Raw genomic sequence first — 15,730 nt, forward strand, 5'->3', positions numbered from 1 at the left:
CTAAGGACGGCGCCGTATAACGGCAATACACCCAAGCGGCGGTCATATTCTTATGACCGCCGAATCCAATTATGAAAGGGCTTTCTGACATGGAGATCGACACCACAAAATTATCCCCTATGATGCAGCAGTATATGGCGGTCAAGAAGAAATACGGCGACGCCATTCTGTTCTTCCGTCTGGGAGATTTCTACGAAATGTTTTTCGATGACGCTGTGCTGGTATCCAAGCTGCTGGAGCTGACCCTCACCGGCAGGGACTGCGGCCTGGAGGAGCGTGCCCCCATGTGCGGCGTGCCCTTCCACAGCAGCGAGATCTACATCAAACGGCTGATCGGACTGGGGTATAAGGTGGCGATCTGTGAGCAGATGGAGGATCCTGCCCTTGCCAAGGGATTGGTGGAACGGGACGTGATCCGGTTGGTGACGCCGGGTACCCTCATCGAAAGCAGTATGCTGGACGATGCCTCCAACAACTTTCTTGGGGCTGCATACAGAACCGGGGACAGCGTTACCCTTTGCTTTGCGGACATTTCTACCGGAGAGGTGTCCATGCACACCCTGGAGGGCAAGCAACTGGAGGGGGATGTCATCAACCTCCTGTCCCGGTATACCCCGGCGGAGCTGCTGTGCAACGAAGCCTTTGTGCAGTTGGGAGGCTGCGGGGAATTTGTGAAGAACCGGCTTCACTGCATGCTGACCCTCCGGCAGGATAGCTGCTTTGATCCGGTGCAGAAGCGGCAGATCCTCTGCACCCAGTTTTCCGTGGAGGATCCGGCGGTGCTGGGTCTGTCGGAGGATGGGCAGGACTGCGCCTGTGCCTGCGGCTTGTTCGATTACATTGCGGACACCCAGAAATCCCTGGTAGGCAGATTTACGGATATCCGGATCCAGGGGCAGAATGCGGCGATGGGACTGGATCTTACTGCCCGGCGGAATCTGGAGCTGACGGAGACCCTGCGCAGCGGAGAACGCCGGGGCAGCCTGTTGTGGGTGCTGGATCGCACCGGCACTTCCATGGGCAAGCGTCTGCTGAAAGGGTGGCTGGAGCAGCCCCTCATCAGCCCTGCCCGGATCATGGAGCGGCTGGATGCTGTGGAGCAGCTTTGCAGGAAAAGCGCCGTGCAGATGGAGTTGAGCGAGATCCTCCGGCAGGTGTACGACCTGGAACGGCTCATGACCCGGGTCATGTATAAAACCGCTACCCCCAGGGATCTGAAATCCCTGTCGGTGACCGCATTACAACTGCCGGCGCTGAAGGCACAGTTGGAGCTGATGTCGGAGTCCAAGCTGCTGACACGGCTCAACAACCACATTTCCACCCTGGAGGCGGTATCCGACCTGGTGGAAAAGGCGATCGTTGAGGAGCCGCCCATTACCGTGAAGGATGGAGGGGTCATCAAGGATGGGTTCCATCCGGATCTGGATCAGCTGCGGAGCCTGATGGGCGGCGGTTCGGATCTGATTGCCCAAATTGAGCAGCGGGAGCGGGAATCCACCGGCATCAAGGGGCTGAAGATCGGCTTCAATCGTGTGTTCGGCTATTATCTGGAGGTCACGAAATCCTACTACGATCTGGTGCCCGCCCACTACATACGCAAGCAGACCCTGGCAAACTGTGAACGGTTCATCACCGAGGAGCTGAAGAATGCGGAAAACACCATTCTGGGCGCCAAGGAAAAGGCGTTGCGGATGGAGGCGGAGCTGTTTGCCCAGGTGCGGGATTTCCTGGCGGGGCAGCTTGCCCAGGTGCAGGAAACTGCCGTATCCGTGGCAGCGGTGGATGTGCTTTGCTCCTTTGCAAAGGTTGCCCAGGAAAACAACTACACCAAGCCGGAGATCGCCATTGACGGGGTCATCGACATCAAGGACGGCAGGCATCCGGTGGTGGAGCAGGTGCTGCAAGAGGAAGTGTTTGTGCCCAATGACGTGTACCTGGATCAGAAGGGCAGTCGCATGGCGATCATTACCGGCCCTAATATGTCCGGTAAGTCTACCTACATGCGGCAGGTGGCGCTGATTACGCTGATGGCGCAGATCGGCAGCTTTGTGCCCGCCCGGTACGCCAAGATCTCGGTGGTGGATCAGATCTTTACCCGGGTGGGTGCATCGGACGATCTGGCAGCAGGTCAGAGTACCTTTATGGTGGAAATGAGCGAGGTTTCCGCCATTCTCAAGTATGCCACCAAGCACAGTCTGGTGATTCTGGATGAAGTGGGACGGGGTACCTCCACCTTTGACGGGGTCAGCATTGCCCGTGCTGTGGCGGAGTATATCGCCAACAGTCGGCTCATTGGCTGTAAGACCTTGTTTGCCACCCACTACCATGAGCTGATTGCCCTGGAGCACAGCGTGGAGGGTGTGCGGAATCTGAGCATTGCCGTGAAAAAGCATGGGGACAGCATCCGCTTTTTGCGGAAGATCGTGCCAGGCGGCGTGGATGACAGCTACGGCATTGATGTGGCGAAGCTGGCAGGGCTGCCACCCAGGGTGGTGACCCGTGCCAAGGAGCTGCTCAAGGAACTGGAAAGCCAGGCACCTGTCCGGCAGGAGCAGCTGCCCCAGGACGGGCAGATCAGCTTTGCTGCCGTCAGCCGGGATCAGATTGCCGACCGGCTCCGCAAGACCCATCTGGATGAGCTTAGCGACCGGGAATGCCGGGAACTGCTGGAGGACCTGGTGCAGCTGGCACAGGCGTAATGCAGAGAAAGGAACAAGCATGTCGATTACGGTTTTACCCAAGGAATTATCAGAGCTGATCGCCGCAGGAGAGGTCATCGAGCGACCTGCCTCCGTTATCAAGGAACTGGTGGAAAACTCCATAGATGCAGGTGCCAGCCGGATCACTGTGGAGATCCGGAACGGCGGCTCTGTGTATATGCGCATCACTGACGACGGCTGCGGCATTGCACCGGAGGAGGTGCCCACCGCCTTTTTGCGGCATGCCACCAGCAAGATCCTGGAGAAGGCGGATCTGGACAACATCCACACCCTGGGCTTCCGGGGCGAGGCATTGGCATCTGTGGCGGCTGTGGGCAGGGTGGAGATGCTCACCAAGCAGGCAGGGGCGGAATACGGCGTGCGGTATCAGATCGAAGGGGGCACAGAGTGCGGCATGGAGCGCACCGGATGCCCGGAGGGTACCACCATCGTAATCCGGGATCTGTTCTTCAATGTGCCTGCCAGGCAGAAATTTCTGAAAAAGGACGTGACGGAAAGCAATGCGGTCAGTGCCATTGTGCAGAAGATCGCCCTGTCCCATCCGGAAATCGCCTTTACCCTGATCCGGGATCACCGCCGGGAATTCCATGCCGCCGGGGACGGTACCCTGTATTCCGCCATTTATGCGGTATACGGCAGGAGCTTTGCCCAGGATCTTCTGCCTGTATCCTACAGCGAAAACGGCGTCAGCCTGGAGGGCTATGTGATTAAGCCCCTGTACGCCAAGAACAACCGGTCTCTCCAGACCTTTTTCATCAACGGCAGATATGTGAAATCTGTGACCTGCTCGGTGGCGTTGGAGGAGGCATACCGGACACTGGTAATGACAGGTAAATTCCCGGCTTGTGTGCTGATGCTGACTGTGCCCCCGGAAACCGTGGACGTGAACGTACACCCGGCAAAGGCGGCGGTGCGGTTTACAGATGAAAAGCGGGTATCCTCCGCCGTGTTCTTTGCGGTAAAGAATGCGCTGATGCAGAATGGGCTGATCTATGAATTTCAGATGCGCCCCACTGCCGACTGGCAGCATGCTCCCAAGGAGCAGGAGCCGGGCTTTGCGGATGCGCCCCTGCCTCCGGTGCCTCCCCTGGAGTCGGTACAGCCGGCAAAGCCTGCCCCGATGCCTGCGCACCAGGAGGCTCCCGTTCCGGTGGCGGCTGTCAAGCCCATGCCGGTGGGAAATGTGCAGGTGACAGTGCACGCTCCCGAGCCGGTGGAAGCTCTGTATATGCACTCTCCCAAGCTGGAGTACGGGGCGGCGCTTGCTGCTCCGAAGCCAATCCGGGAGCCGGATCCACTGCCGGAGACATCGGCTGTCTTTGCCGGATTTGATCTGTTGCAGGATACCGCTGCGGCAAAGCAGGAGGAGCCGGTGCAGGCTCCGGTTCCGGCACCGGAGGAGCAGCCGAAGATCCGGGTGATCGGGGAGGCGTTCACCAACTACATTCTTGCCCAGGCAGGGGACAGCCTGTACATCATCGACAAGCATGCTGCCCACGAACGGGTGCTGTTTGAACAGTTCCGGGATGCAAGCCGCACCCCGGACAGCCAGATGATCCTCAACAGCAGTGAGTTGCTGTTGTCCGTGGCGGAGTTTGACGCTTTGCAGGCCAATCAGGAGGCGTTGAAGCAGCGGGGCTTTGCCTTTGACTTCTCCAATCCACCCTATGTGGCGGTATGCGCCGTGCCGGTGGTATGCGCTTCTCTGAATCTGGACGAACTGGTGCTGGAGCTGGCGGAGAATCTGGTACTGGGCAAGCAGGATCTGGCGTCCACCCAGCTGGAGGATGCCCTGCACACTATGGCATGCAAGGCGGCGATCCGGGCAGGGGATAAAAATGATCTGTCAGAGCTGCAGGCTCTGGCGGAGGAAGTGTTCGGGAACGAACGGATCCGGCATTGTCCCCACGGCAGACCGGTGTTGTTTGAACTGACCCGGCACGAGATCGAAAAGCAATTCAAACGGGTGTAGGGAGGCGTCCATGGAGCAGGAAAAAATATCGGTTCTGGCGGTGGTTGGCCCTACCGCATCCGGCAAGACAGCCTTGGGCATCGCCCTGGCACAGGCATACGGCGGAGAGATCGTGTCCGCCGACTCCATGCAGATCTATCGGGGTATGGACATTGCCACCGCCAAGCCGACCCCGGAGGAGCTTGCAGCAGTACCCCATCATCTGATCGGCTTTCTCCCCCCGGAGCAGTCCTTCAGCGTGGCGGATTATGTGGATGCTGCCCGTCGGGTCATCGGGGACATCCACAGCCGTGGAAAGCTGCCGGTAGTGGTGGGAGGCACGGGACTGTATGTGACCTCCTTGCTGGAGCATGTGCAGTTTGCTCAGATCCCTCGGGATGACGCAGTTCGGGCAGCCTTACAGGCACAGACGGCACAGGAGGGTACGGCAGGGCTGTATGCCCAGCTGTGCCAGGTGGATCCGGACAGTGCCGCTTGCATCCACCCCAACAACGTGCCCCGGCTGGTGCGTGCTATGGAGGTGTACCGGCTGACGGGAAAGCCCCTGTCTGCATTCAAGGCGGAGAGTCGGCTGGAGCCTTCCCCATACCGTACCCTGTGGCTGGGACTGTGCTATCCGGATCGACAGCAGCTGTATGACAGGATCGACCGGCGAGTGGATCAGATGGTGCAGCAGGGCTTGGTGCAGGAGGCGGCAGCGGCTTATGCAGCAGGGTGCATGGGCACAGCGGCGGCAGCCATTGGCTATAAGGAGCTGATCCCTTACCTGGAGGGGCAGGGAACTCTGGAGGACTGCATTGCCCGGATCAAGCAGGAGACCAGGCGCTATGCCAAGCGGCAGATGACCTGGTTTAGGAAAAATGAGCAAATTCAGTGGATTTCACGCACGGAATTTGACGAAGCAGAAGAAATTTTGGCTATCTGCAAGAAAAAGATAGCCAAGGCGGCTTTTTTGTGATATAATTTAGTGTGGTAGCTTAGGACAATTCCTTGCAGCCAAAACCAAGCCGCAAGAGCGGAGAAGGGATAAGCGAAATGAACAAATCGTTGAATTTACAGGACGTTTTTCTCAATCAGGCACGGAAAGAGCATATGGTTGTGACCTTTTATCTGACAAACGGATTTCAGTTCAAGGGGGTCATCAAGGGCTTTGACGGCTTTACCGTGATTTTGGACAGCGATGGCAAGCAGCAGCTTGTATACAAGCACGCCATTTCCACCATCATTCCTATGAAGCCCATTTCCATTCTGGACGCTACGGAAAAGGAAAACTAAACCATGAGCAGCTCGTGGATGTTGCGCATTGTGCGCTGGCTCCTTGCCGTAATGTCCATTGTCTGTGTGTTCAGTGTGGTGTACCATTTATACAACCAGCAGTACGAGACCGAAACCGCCATCTATGCCACGGCGGATGAATCCGTGGCGTTCCAGGGGGTGTATGTGCGGGATGAAACACCCTGCACCTATTCCGGTCAGGGGGCGGTCTGTTACCAGGTTTCCGATGGGGGAAAGCTGGGCGTGGACTCCGTGATCGCCCATATTTACGGGGACGAATCCCAGATCGACCTGCTGCAGCAGATCAGCGCACTGCAGAATGAACTGGCGCTTCTGGAAAAGATCCAGAACCCGGGCACCAGCGAGTCGGCGCAGCCTGCCAATCTGTCCGGACTGATCCAGGAGCATTACAAGAGTCTGATTCTCCACCGGGAACGGAATCAGCTGACGGCGCTGGAATCCGAAAAGGAACAGATGCTGATCCTGATGAGTACCTACCAGCTGATTACCAATGTGGGAATGGATTTTACCCCCCGGATCAATACCATCAACGCCCAGCTGACCGCTTTGCAGGCAAGCCAGAAGGCGCCGATGGATACGATCTATTCCGACCGTTCCGCCTATTTCGTCAGCTATGTGGATGGGTATGAGGATACCCTCACCAAGGAAGCCATTGACGATCTGACGGTGGAGGAAATCCGGGCGGTGACGGACGATACCAGTCAGTCGGACAACCGGGTCATCGGCAAGCTGATTGACGGGTACGAGTGGTACATTGTCGGTGTGATCGACAACGCCAAGTCCCTGTTTGAAACAGATATGAAGGTCACCTTCAAGTTTGAATCCACAGCGGAAACCGTTACCGGCGTGATCGATTCTATTCGTGCTACGGACAATCCAAACGAAAGCATCGTTGCAGTGCGCTGCGACCAGTTGACCCATGACCTGGTGCAGCACCGGACGGAGCGGGTGGAAATGATCAAGGGACAGTACGAAGGCATCAAGGTCAACCGGGAGGCTGTCCGGTTTGCACAGGTGGAGGAAACTGTAAAGGATCCGGAAACCGGTGAGGAGCAGACCCAGACAGTGGAGGCCCGGGGTGTGTATATCCTGCTGGGTGAACAGCCTGCCTTCCGCCGGCTGGACGTGATCTATGAGGGCAGTGATTATCTGCTTACGAGTCTGAACGCAGGCGAGGGCTATGTGTCCCTGTATGATGATATTATTGTGAATGGAGTGAGCGCGGATGGAACGTAGTGCAGAGCAGGTGCGGGAGAATTACAAACGCATTACGGACCGGATTGGTGAGGCGATGGCAAAGTACCGGAAGCCGGAGGAACAGGTTCAGCTGATGGCAGTGACCAAGACTGTGGATCCGGCGCTGGTAAACGTGGCAGTGGAATGCGGCGTGCGTCTGCTGGGGGAAAACCGGGTGCAGGAATATGAATCCAAAAAGGCACAGTATGACCCCAGGGCACAGGTTCAGTTCATCGGACAGCTGCAGACCAACAAGGTCAAGTATCTGATTCCGGAGATCTCCATGATCCAGTCTGTGGATTCCCTGCATCTGGCAAACGAGGTGGAGCGGATCGCCGCCCGGGCAGGCAAGGTGCAGGATATCCTGCTGGAGGTCAACATCGGCGGGGAGGAAAGCAAGGGAGGCATTCCGGCGGAGGAGCTGCATGGTCTGCTGGAGGAGGCTGCCCGGAAGCCCCATCTGCATGTGTGCGGACTGATGACCATTCCGCCCAAAACCGATGTTGAAAAATATTTTTTCCGGATGCAGAAACTTTTTATTGACATTTCGGCAGAAAACATGGATAATATAGATATGCATGTACTATCCATGGGAATGTCGGGGGATTATGTCGAAGCAATCAAGTATGGTTCCACACTGGTACGGATCGGCAGTGCGCTGTTCGGTGCAAGAGGATAGATGTATGGTTCCGTGCTGCCGTTTCCGCTGAGCATCAGGCAGCCGGAGAGAGATGGGCTTGGCGTTCCGGTACACGGGATGCAGGAGCGTGTCTCAAGGCAATATCGTACAGAATATGGCACGTTGTTGCCGCAAGAATTCATGCGGAGAAAAGGAGCAATGGTGATACTTATGAAGCTGTTAGATGACATTAAGAATTTTTTCCTTCCGCCAGAGGATGAAGGCTATGACGAGGGAGAGACTGTCAGAGAGAAGCCTGTACGCCGTGAGCGGGAGTATGACCACGACCGGGACAGAGACCGGGAGCACAGCCGTGACCGGGGTCGGGATTACGATGAGGATCCGGAGGAAAAGAGAAATAAGGTTGTGAATATTTCTGCCACTGCACAGCTGCAGGTGGTTCTGGTGAAGCCGGAGGTATTTACCGACGCAAAGCAGATCGCAGATCATCTGATTGCAAAGAAGACCGTGGTTCTGAATCTGGAAACGGCTTCTGCCGAGAACAAGAGAAGAATCATTGACTTTCTGGTGGGCGTTGCCTATGCAAACGGCGGCAGTCTGAAGCCGGTTGCGAATCTGACCTATATCATCACCCCCTATAACGTAGGCTTTATCGGTGAGGATCTGGTAGGCGAACTGGAAAACAACGGCGTTATCATCTGATGAACCGGGAGGATGGGGAATTGATCTCTGCTCGGGCAACGGATCTGCTGAAAGCCTGTGACCGCAGCAATGCGCCCAGGTTTACCGCATTTCTCACAGAGGGGGAGTGCGCACTGGCTCAGCAGACTCTGGAGCGCCTGCATGGAAGCTTTGCGTTCTTTGGCGGGTATGCACAGGCACAGCGGCGCATCTTATGTGTGCATCCACCGGAGTATGCCCCGGAGGAGCAGGCGTATCCCATTGCCTGCGTACATCTGACCTATCGCCGGGCGGATAATCTGACCCATCGGGATGTGCTGGGTGCTCTCATGCATCTGCGGCTGCGCCGGGATGCGATTGGGGATATTCTGCCCCAGGAGGGACTGACCCAGGTGTTCCTGCATAAGCCGGTGGCACAGTTAGTCTGCGATGAGCTGCGCAAAATCGGCAGAGTAGGGATTCGGGCGGAGCTTGCCGCCTACACAGGCAGCTTTGTGCAGGAGTTTGAACCCATCGAAGGGACAGTTCCCTCCCTGCGTCTGGATGCAGTGGTGAGTCTGGCAGCCCGGATCAGCCGGGAAAAGTCGGCGGTTCTCATCCACGGCGGACAGGTCACTGTGGGCGGGCTGCCGGTACTGACACCTTCTGCCCTGATCGGACAGGATGCGGTATTTTCTGCACGAGGTTTCGGAAAATTCCGCCTCGCACAGGTATCCGGCATCACAAAAAAGGGCAGACTGCATATAACCATTGAGAAATTCATGTAGACAATTTCAGAAAGGAGTGGATCTTCGTCACAGCACGGAGATCGGTCTTGTTATGATTACAGCAAAGGACATTAAGAACAAGAGATTTGAGAAGGCTGCGTTCGGCTATAAGCAAGAGGAAATTGACGAATACATGCAGCAGCTCGAGGCGGATTTCAGAGCCATGGAGCATGACCTGGAGGATGCCAACGCAAAGATCCAGCTGCTTGCGGACAAGGTTCGGGAGTATCGTGCGGATGAGGATGCCCTCAAGGATGCTCTGCTCGGTGCGCAGAAGCAGGGCAAGCATGTGATCGCTGAAGCCAACGAAAAGGCTGCGGAGATCCTGCAGGAAGCACAGGCAAGAGCAGAACAGCTCAACGACGAGGCTACCCGTCAGCATGAGCAGGCGATGGCGGCAAACCGGGCGGAGATCGACCGGGAGAAGCAGGCACTGATTGTTGCGCAGAATCAGGTCGCTGATTTCAAGAAGAGCCTGTTTGATATGTACAAGGCACATCTGGAACTGATTTCCCAGATGCCGGAACCGGATTACGATGCATCGACAGAGCCGGAAGCGCCCAGTGAGCCGGAGCAGCCGGAGGCGCCTGTACAGACTGATGAGGAACCGATCCTGGAGGATACACCCAAGCGGGATCCGTTTGCTACCTCTCAGTTTTCTGCAAAGACCATCCGGGGAGAGTATGATTCCCGGTTCGGAGATCTTCATTTCGGACAGAAAAATAACAATGCAAAGGATGAATAACCGTGCCACAGGATTATAACCAGACATTGAATTTGCCCAAAACCGATTTCCCGATGCGGGGAAACCTGCCCAAGCGTGAGCCGGAGACCCTGGCGCACTGGGAGGAAGAAAACCTGTATCAGAAAATGGTTGCACGCAACGAAGGCAAGCCCAAGTACGTGCTGCATGACGGCCCCCCCTATGCCAACGGCGAGATCCATCTGGGCACGGCGCTCAACAAGGTGCTCAAGGATTTTATCGTTAAGTACAAGAATATGAGCGGCTTCTGCGCCCCCTATGTGCCCGGCTGGGACACCCACGGTCTGCCCATCGAGCTGAAGGCTATGAAGGCGATCGGCGTGGAAAACGGTGCCATTGAACCGGTGGAGCTGCGGAAGCACTGTGCGGACTATGCCATGAAGCATGTGCGCAACCAGATGGCGCAGTTCAAGCGTCTGGGCAGTCTTGGAGACTACGATCACCCCTATCTGACCCTGCGCCCGGAGTATGAGGCACGGCAGGTGAAGGTGTTCGGCAAGATGGCGAAGGACGGGTACATGTACAAGGGTCTTAAGCCTGTATATTGGTGCCCGGATTGCAATACGGCGCTGGCAGAGGCGGAGATCGAGTACGAGAACGATCCTTGCAAGTCTATTTATGTGAAGTTCCGTGTTACGGATGACAAGGGCGTGTTTGCGGCAGCCGGCATTACCGGGGACATCTATTTCGTGATCTGGACCACCACCACCTGGACGATCCCGGGCAACCTGGCGATCTGCGTGGGACCGGAGTATATTTATACCCTGGTGCATGCCAACAACGAATATTATGTAATGGCGCAGGAGCTTGTGGCAGAGACCATGAAGGCTGCGGGCATTGCGGAATATGAAACCATCGGCGCCTTCAAGGGCAGCGAACTGGAATATATGCAGACCAAGCACCCGCTGTATGACCGGAATTCCATGGTCATCGTGGGGGATCATGTGACACTGGAAAGCGGTACCGGATGCGTCCACACGGCACCTGGCTATGGCGTGGAGGACTTTGAGGTCTGCAAGAATTATGACGAGATCGGCATTCTGGTCTGCGTGGACGACAAGGGTCGTCAGACCGCAGAAGCTGGTGAATTTGCCGGACTGGATACCGCAGAGGCAAACAAAGCCATTGCGGCACGGCTGGTAGAGACCGGTGCGATGTTTGCCAGTGCAGATATCGTGCACCAGTACCCTCACTGCTGGCGTTGCCATAGCGCCATTATCTACCGGGCAACGGAGCAGTGGTTCTGCTCGGTGAATGGCTTTAAGGATGAAGCCATCAAGGCAATTGAAAGCGTGAACTGGATCCCTGCATGGGGTGAGGAGCGTATCAAGGGCATGGTGCGTGACCGGAGCGACTGGTGTATTTCCCGTCAGCGTACCTGGGGCGTGCCCATCCCGGTGATCTACTGCAAGGACTGCGGTAAGCCCATTATCACGGACGAAACCATTGAAGCTATTTCCGAGCTGTTCCGGAAGGAAGGCTCTGATGCATGGTACACCCGTCCCCTCAGCGATTTCATTCCTGCATCCGTTGCCTGCGCATGCGGCTGCAAGGAATTTGAAAAAGAACATGACATTATGGACGTGTGGTTCGACAGCGGCGTATCCCACACCGCCGTACTGGATGAATATGACGAGCTGTACGCACCCTGTGACCTGTACCTGGAAGGTGCGGATCAGTACCGGGGCTGGTTCCAGTCCAGTCTGCTGACCTCCGTGGTATACAAGGGCTGTGCGCCTTACAAGAATGTCTGCACCCACGGCTGGGTGGTAGACGGTCAGGGCAAAACCATGCACAAGTCCCTGGGCAACGGCATTGATCCCAGTGAGATCACCGACAAGTACGGAGCAGACATTCTCCGCCTGTGGGTAGCTTCCTCGGATTATCACTCCGACATCCGGATCTCCAAGGAAATTCTGGGACAACTGTCCGATGCGTACAAGAAGATCCGGAACACTGCCCGGTTTATTCTGGGCAACCTGAGCAACGGCAAGGGCTTCAACCCGGATGCGGACAGCGTATCCGATGACCAGCTGACAGAGCTGGATCGGTGGGCGCTGATGCGGCTGGATCAGCTGATCGACAAGGCGAATGCAGGCTATAATTCCTTTGATTTCCACATTGTATTCCATGCCATCCACAACTTCTGCGTGGTGGATATGTCCAGCTTCTACCTGGATATTATCAAGGATCGCCTGTACTGCGAGGGGGAGGATTCCGTGCTGCGCCGTGCTGCACAGACCACCATGTACCGGGTACTTTCTGGTCTGGCAAGACTGGTCGCTCCCATCATGAGCTTTACCGCTGAGGAGATCTGGAGCTACCTGCCCCATGCGTCCTCTGACCAGGCGGAAAGCGTGTTCCTCAACGATATGCCCCAGAAGAGCGGTCTGACCTTTGCGGCGGATTTTGTCCAGAAGTGGAGCCGGATCTATGAGCTGCGTCTGGTTGCCAACAAGGCACTGGAGGAAAAGCGCAACGAGAAGCTGATCGGCAAGTCTCTGGAAGCAAAGCTGACGGTTGCCTGCCGGTTCGATGAGGATTACAATATGCTGTCCGGCATGCCGGAGGCGCTGCGTGATATCTGCATCGTGTCCGACCTGCATGTAATCAAGGATGAGAGCCTGCCTACGGATACGCCCTTTGCGGTGACAGTGGAGAAGGCAGTGGGCGACAAGTGCGAACGCTGCTGGGCATACTCCGAAACAGTGGGTACCGTTCCGGAGCATCCGACCCTGTGCGCGCGGTGTGCAGGCGTTGTAAAATAAGAACTTGATGACAGCTTGTCACTCTGGATCCAAGGGGCGGCAGGCTGCCTTTGTTGGGAGGCATGTGCATGATCCTTGCGGTTGCAGCCATGGCGCTGCTGGTGGGTGTGGATCAGCTGATCAAATATCTGGTGGTTCGGGACTTTGCCCTGGGAGAATCCAGGCGTTTCCTCCATTTCGGCGATACGGAGCTGATGAACCTGACCTATGTGCGCAACGACGGAGCCGCATTCAGCAGCATGAGCGGACAGCGGGCGATCCTGATCGGTCTGCCGGTGATTCTGCTGGGCGTCTGCGTCTGGGCCATGTGGAAATACGGCCGCAACAGTCCGTTCCTCAAGTGGAATCTGACATTGGTCATGGCTGGGGGGATCGGGAATCTCATCGACCGGATCTTCCGGGGCGGAGATGTGGTGGACTATCTGGATATCCGGCTGTTCCACTTTGCAGTTTTTAACTTTGCCGACTGCTGCATCTGCATCGGGGTATTTCTGATCCTGCTGTACATGCTTTTTGACAAGAGCGGCAAGGAATCCCCCAAGGAGCAGCCCCATGCGTGAGGTCATGCTGACGGCTGACGGCAGCGGCATGCGGTTGGACAAATGGCTTACAGAGCAGCTGCCGGAGTTGAGTCGTTCCGGGGTGCAGCATCTGATCGAGCAGGGCGCAGTGCTGTGCAACGGGAAACCGGCGGCAAAGAACCTAAAGCTCCGGGAAGGGGACAGCCTGCTGGTGCAGATTCCGGATCCTGCCCCACTGGAGGATGTACAGCCCCAGAACCTGCCGCTGGAAATCGTATACGAGGATGAAGCCCTGCTGGTGGTGAACAAGCCCAAGGGCATGGTGGTGCATCCGGCGGCAGGGCATCCGGACGGCACACTGGTGAATGCCCTGCTGTATCACTGCCAGAGCAGACTGTCCACTATCAACGGGGTGATCCGTCCCGGTATCGTGCACCGGATCGACAAAAACACCAGCGGTCTGCTGATGGTGGCGAAAACGGATTTTGCCCATCAGCATCTGGCGGAGCAGATCAAAGACCACAGCTTTACCCGGGAATACGAAGCCATTGCCTGCGGACGGTTCCGGGAGCCTTCCGGCACGGTGGATGCTCCCATCGGCAGAAGCACAGCGGATCGGCAGAAAATGTGCGTGACGGAGAAAAATGCCCGGTATGCGGTGACCCATTATGCAGTGCTGACCCAGTTTGCAAAGCATGCTCATATCCGGTGTCGTCTGGAAACAGGGCGCACCCATCAGATCCGGGTGCATATGCGCTACATCGGGCATCCCATTTACGGAGACGATGTGTACGGCACGGCTGTCCCCGGTCTGGAGGGACAGTGCCTGCATGCCAAAAAAATCGGGTTTGTGCATCCGGTTTCCGGCGTATACATGGAGTTTGACAGTGCGCTGCCGGATTACTTTGTCCAGGCACTGAAAAAGGTGGAGCATATACATGTTTAAAGATTTGAAGCATTTGCTGCTGATATCGGATCTGGACGGCACTCTGTTGCCCTTCGACAAGCGGATTCCTCCGGAGGATCTGGAGATCATCCGGCAGTTTCAGGCTGCGGGAGGACGGTTCACCATTGCCACCGGCAGAACTTATGAGGCAGCGTCTGTTTACCTGGAGCAGGTGCAGCCCAATGCGCCGGTGATTCTCTACAACGGTGCAATGCTGTTTGACCCGGTGAAGAAGCAGCCCATTGCTACTCTGCCCCTGGCATCCTCTGTCCGGCAGATTGTCCGGGAACTGCTGGACTGGAACCCGGACATGGGTGCGGAGATTCTGACGGCGGATGGGATCTATGTGATCCGGCTTAATGCGGTGGAGCGACAGCATATTGCCACCTGCGGCGTGTCCCCGGTGTTCACGGATCTGGCGCATGCACCGGAGGACGGGTGGCTCAAGGTGCTGTTTGCCCTGGAGCCGCCGGAGGTGGATCGGCTGGCGGCGTATGCTGCGTCCCGGCAGGATACGGAAGTGGAATATGTCCGGTCGGCGGATGTGTTCCTGGAGATCCTGCCGGCAGGGGTATCCAAGGGTACAGCCATTGCCCGGTTTCGGGATCGGCTGGCGGACAGGGACACCCAGATTGCCGCAGCCGGGGATTACGACAATGATCTGACCATGCTGCAGCATGCGGATGTGGGTATCGCACCTGCCAACGCCCAGCCCAATGTGAAGGCGGCGGCGGATCTTGTACTGCCGGATACCTGTGACCAGCATGGGCTGCCAAGGCTCATGCAACAATTGATGGAACGAACTTGAGCATGGCTCATGGAAATAATGGAGGTATATTCATGGACGCAACGATTGAAAAACGGCTGCAGGCCACTGCCTGCAAGGTGCGGATGGGCATCATCGAGGGCACCTACTGCGCAAAATCCGGTCATCCCGGCGGATCATTATCCATTGCAGATCTGCTGACTTACCTGTATTTTGTAAAGCTGAATGTGGATCCAAAGCATCCGGACATGCCGGAGCGTGACCGCTTTGTGCTGTCCAAGGGGCATACGGCACCGGCTTTGTATGCGACCCTGGCACAGCGTGGCTTCTTCCCGGAGTCTGAACTGAGATCCCTGCGGCACATCGGAGCAATGCTTCAGGGTCATCCCTGCATTCACATTCCCGGCATCGATATGTCCAGCGGCTCCCTGGGACAGGGTATTTCTGCGGCATGTGGCATGGCACTGTCTGCAAAGTACAACCAGAAGGATTATCGGGTCTATACCGTTCTGGGAGACGGTGAGATCGAGGAGGGACAGGTCTGGGAGGCTGCCATGTTCGCAGCCCACTACGGACTGGACAATCTGACTGCCATCGTGGACAATAACGGCTTACAGATCGATGGCCCCATCACAGAGGTCAGCTCTCCGGAGC

At 56.7% G+C, this 15,730-nt stretch carries 14 protein-coding genes; all 14 read left to right on the plus strand.

Annotated features, from left to right (window positions below):
- The first annotated feature begins 71 nt into the window (after nt 1-71).
- Nucleotides 72-2,699 carry a DNA mismatch repair protein MutS gene (gene mutS / locus QVO51_RS10060; RefSeq protein ID WP_276694975.1) on the plus strand — a complete coding sequence of 876 codons (2,628 nt, stop codon included), beginning with the start codon at nt 72-74 and terminating at the stop codon, nt 2,697-2,699.
- Between the two features lie 19 nt (nt 2,700-2,718).
- Entirely contained in the window at nt 2,719-4,692 is a 1,974-nt protein-coding gene (gene mutL / locus QVO51_RS10065) for a DNA mismatch repair endonuclease MutL (RefSeq protein ID WP_022358287.1), read from the plus strand.
- A gap of 10 nt (nt 4,693-4,702) precedes the next feature.
- On the plus strand, nt 4,703-5,650 hold the full coding sequence (gene miaA, locus QVO51_RS10070) for a tRNA (adenosine(37)-N6)-dimethylallyltransferase MiaA (RefSeq protein WP_022358288.1): 948 nt from the start codon (nt 4,703-4,705) through the stop codon (nt 5,648-5,650).
- A 77-nt stretch (nt 5,651-5,727) separates the two neighbouring features.
- Nucleotides 5,728-5,967 carry an RNA chaperone Hfq gene (gene hfq, locus QVO51_RS10075; RefSeq protein ID WP_022358289.1) on the plus strand — a complete coding sequence of 80 codons (240 nt, stop codon included), beginning with the start codon at nt 5,728-5,730 and terminating at the stop codon, nt 5,965-5,967.
- 3 nt (nt 5,968-5,970) lie between these two features.
- Nucleotides 5,971-7,224 (plus strand): HlyD family efflux transporter periplasmic adaptor subunit, encoded by a 1,254-nt coding sequence (locus tag QVO51_RS10080; RefSeq protein WP_022358290.1) that lies wholly within the window; start codon nt 5,971-5,973, stop codon nt 7,222-7,224.
- Nucleotides 7,214-7,903 (plus strand): YggS family pyridoxal phosphate-dependent enzyme, encoded by a 690-nt coding sequence (locus tag QVO51_RS10085; protein WP_022358291.1) that lies wholly within the window; start codon nt 7,214-7,216, stop codon nt 7,901-7,903. Before QVO51_RS10080 ends, QVO51_RS10085 begins: the two co-directional genes overlap by 11 nt.
- Nucleotides 7,904-8,074: 171 nt before the next feature.
- Nucleotides 8,075-8,566 (plus strand): cell division protein SepF, encoded by a 492-nt coding sequence (locus QVO51_RS10090; RefSeq protein WP_015557973.1) that lies wholly within the window; start codon nt 8,075-8,077, stop codon nt 8,564-8,566.
- Nucleotides 8,566-9,312 (plus strand): YlmH family RNA-binding protein, encoded by a 747-nt coding sequence (locus tag QVO51_RS10095; RefSeq protein WP_022358293.1) that lies wholly within the window; start codon nt 8,566-8,568, stop codon nt 9,310-9,312. The genes QVO51_RS10090 and QVO51_RS10095 overlap by 1 nt, the downstream gene beginning before the upstream one ends.
- Nucleotides 9,313-9,364: 52 nt before the next feature.
- A complete protein-coding gene (locus QVO51_RS10100) occupies nt 9,365-10,057 on the plus strand; it encodes a DivIVA domain-containing protein (RefSeq protein ID WP_022358294.1) in 693 nt (230 codons plus the stop codon).
- A gap of 2 nt (nt 10,058-10,059) precedes the next feature.
- Complete coding sequence (ileS, locus tag QVO51_RS10105; protein ID WP_022358295.1) at nt 10,060-12,843, plus strand: isoleucine--tRNA ligase; 2,784 nt, start codon at nt 10,060-10,062, stop codon at nt 12,841-12,843.
- 68 nt (nt 12,844-12,911) lie between these two features.
- Nucleotides 12,912-13,403 (plus strand): signal peptidase II, encoded by a 492-nt coding sequence (gene lspA / locus QVO51_RS10110; RefSeq protein WP_022358296.1) that lies wholly within the window; start codon nt 12,912-12,914, stop codon nt 13,401-13,403.
- A complete protein-coding gene (locus QVO51_RS10115; protein ID WP_022358297.1) occupies nt 13,396-14,310 on the plus strand; it encodes an RluA family pseudouridine synthase in 915 nt (304 codons plus the stop codon). Before lspA ends, QVO51_RS10115 begins: the two co-directional genes overlap by 8 nt.
- Nucleotides 14,303-15,118 (plus strand): Cof-type HAD-IIB family hydrolase, encoded by an 816-nt coding sequence (locus QVO51_RS10120; protein ID WP_022358298.1) that lies wholly within the window; start codon nt 14,303-14,305, stop codon nt 15,116-15,118. Before QVO51_RS10115 ends, QVO51_RS10120 begins: the two co-directional genes overlap by 8 nt.
- 32 nt (nt 15,119-15,150) lie before the next feature.
- Nucleotides 15,151-15,730: transketolase (locus tag QVO51_RS10125; RefSeq protein ID WP_288168160.1), on the plus strand; the 580-nt coding region annotated here is incomplete at its 3' end.

The sequence above is a fragment of the Ruminococcus sp. CAG:379 genome (genome assembly GCF_000434255.1).
Classification (GTDB): Bacteria; Bacillota; Clostridia; order Oscillospirales; family Ruminococcaceae; genus Ruminococcus_F; species Ruminococcus_F champanellensis.

Coding starts and splice junctions, on each gene's coding strand:
- QVO51_RS10120 (WP_022358298.1), top strand. CDS start 14,303: ATGTTTAAAGATTTGAAGCATTTGCTGCTGATATCGGATCTGGACGGC.
- hfq (WP_022358289.1), top strand. CDS start 5,728: ATGAACAAATCGTTGAATTTACAGGACGTTTTTCTCAATCAGGCACGG.
- lspA (WP_022358296.1), top strand. CDS start 12,912: ATGATCCTTGCGGTTGCAGCCATGGCGCTGCTGGTGGGTGTGGATCAG.
- miaA (WP_022358288.1), top strand. CDS start 4,703: ATGGAGCAGGAAAAAATATCGGTTCTGGCGGTGGTTGGCCCTACCGCA.
- mutL (WP_022358287.1), top strand. CDS start 2,719: ATGTCGATTACGGTTTTACCCAAGGAATTATCAGAGCTGATCGCCGCA.
- QVO51_RS10080 (WP_022358290.1), top strand. CDS start 5,971: ATGAGCAGCTCGTGGATGTTGCGCATTGTGCGCTGGCTCCTTGCCGTA.
- mutS (WP_276694975.1), top strand. CDS start 72: ATGAAAGGGCTTTCTGACATGGAGATCGACACCACAAAATTATCCCCT.
- QVO51_RS10095 (WP_022358293.1), top strand. CDS start 8,566: ATGAACCGGGAGGATGGGGAATTGATCTCTGCTCGGGCAACGGATCTG.
- QVO51_RS10085 (WP_022358291.1), top strand. CDS start 7,214: ATGGAACGTAGTGCAGAGCAGGTGCGGGAGAATTACAAACGCATTACG.
- QVO51_RS10100 (WP_022358294.1), top strand. CDS start 9,365: ATGATTACAGCAAAGGACATTAAGAACAAGAGATTTGAGAAGGCTGCG.
- QVO51_RS10115 (WP_022358297.1), top strand. CDS start 13,396: ATGCGTGAGGTCATGCTGACGGCTGACGGCAGCGGCATGCGGTTGGAC.
- QVO51_RS10090 (WP_015557973.1), top strand. CDS start 8,075: ATGAAGCTGTTAGATGACATTAAGAATTTTTTCCTTCCGCCAGAGGAT.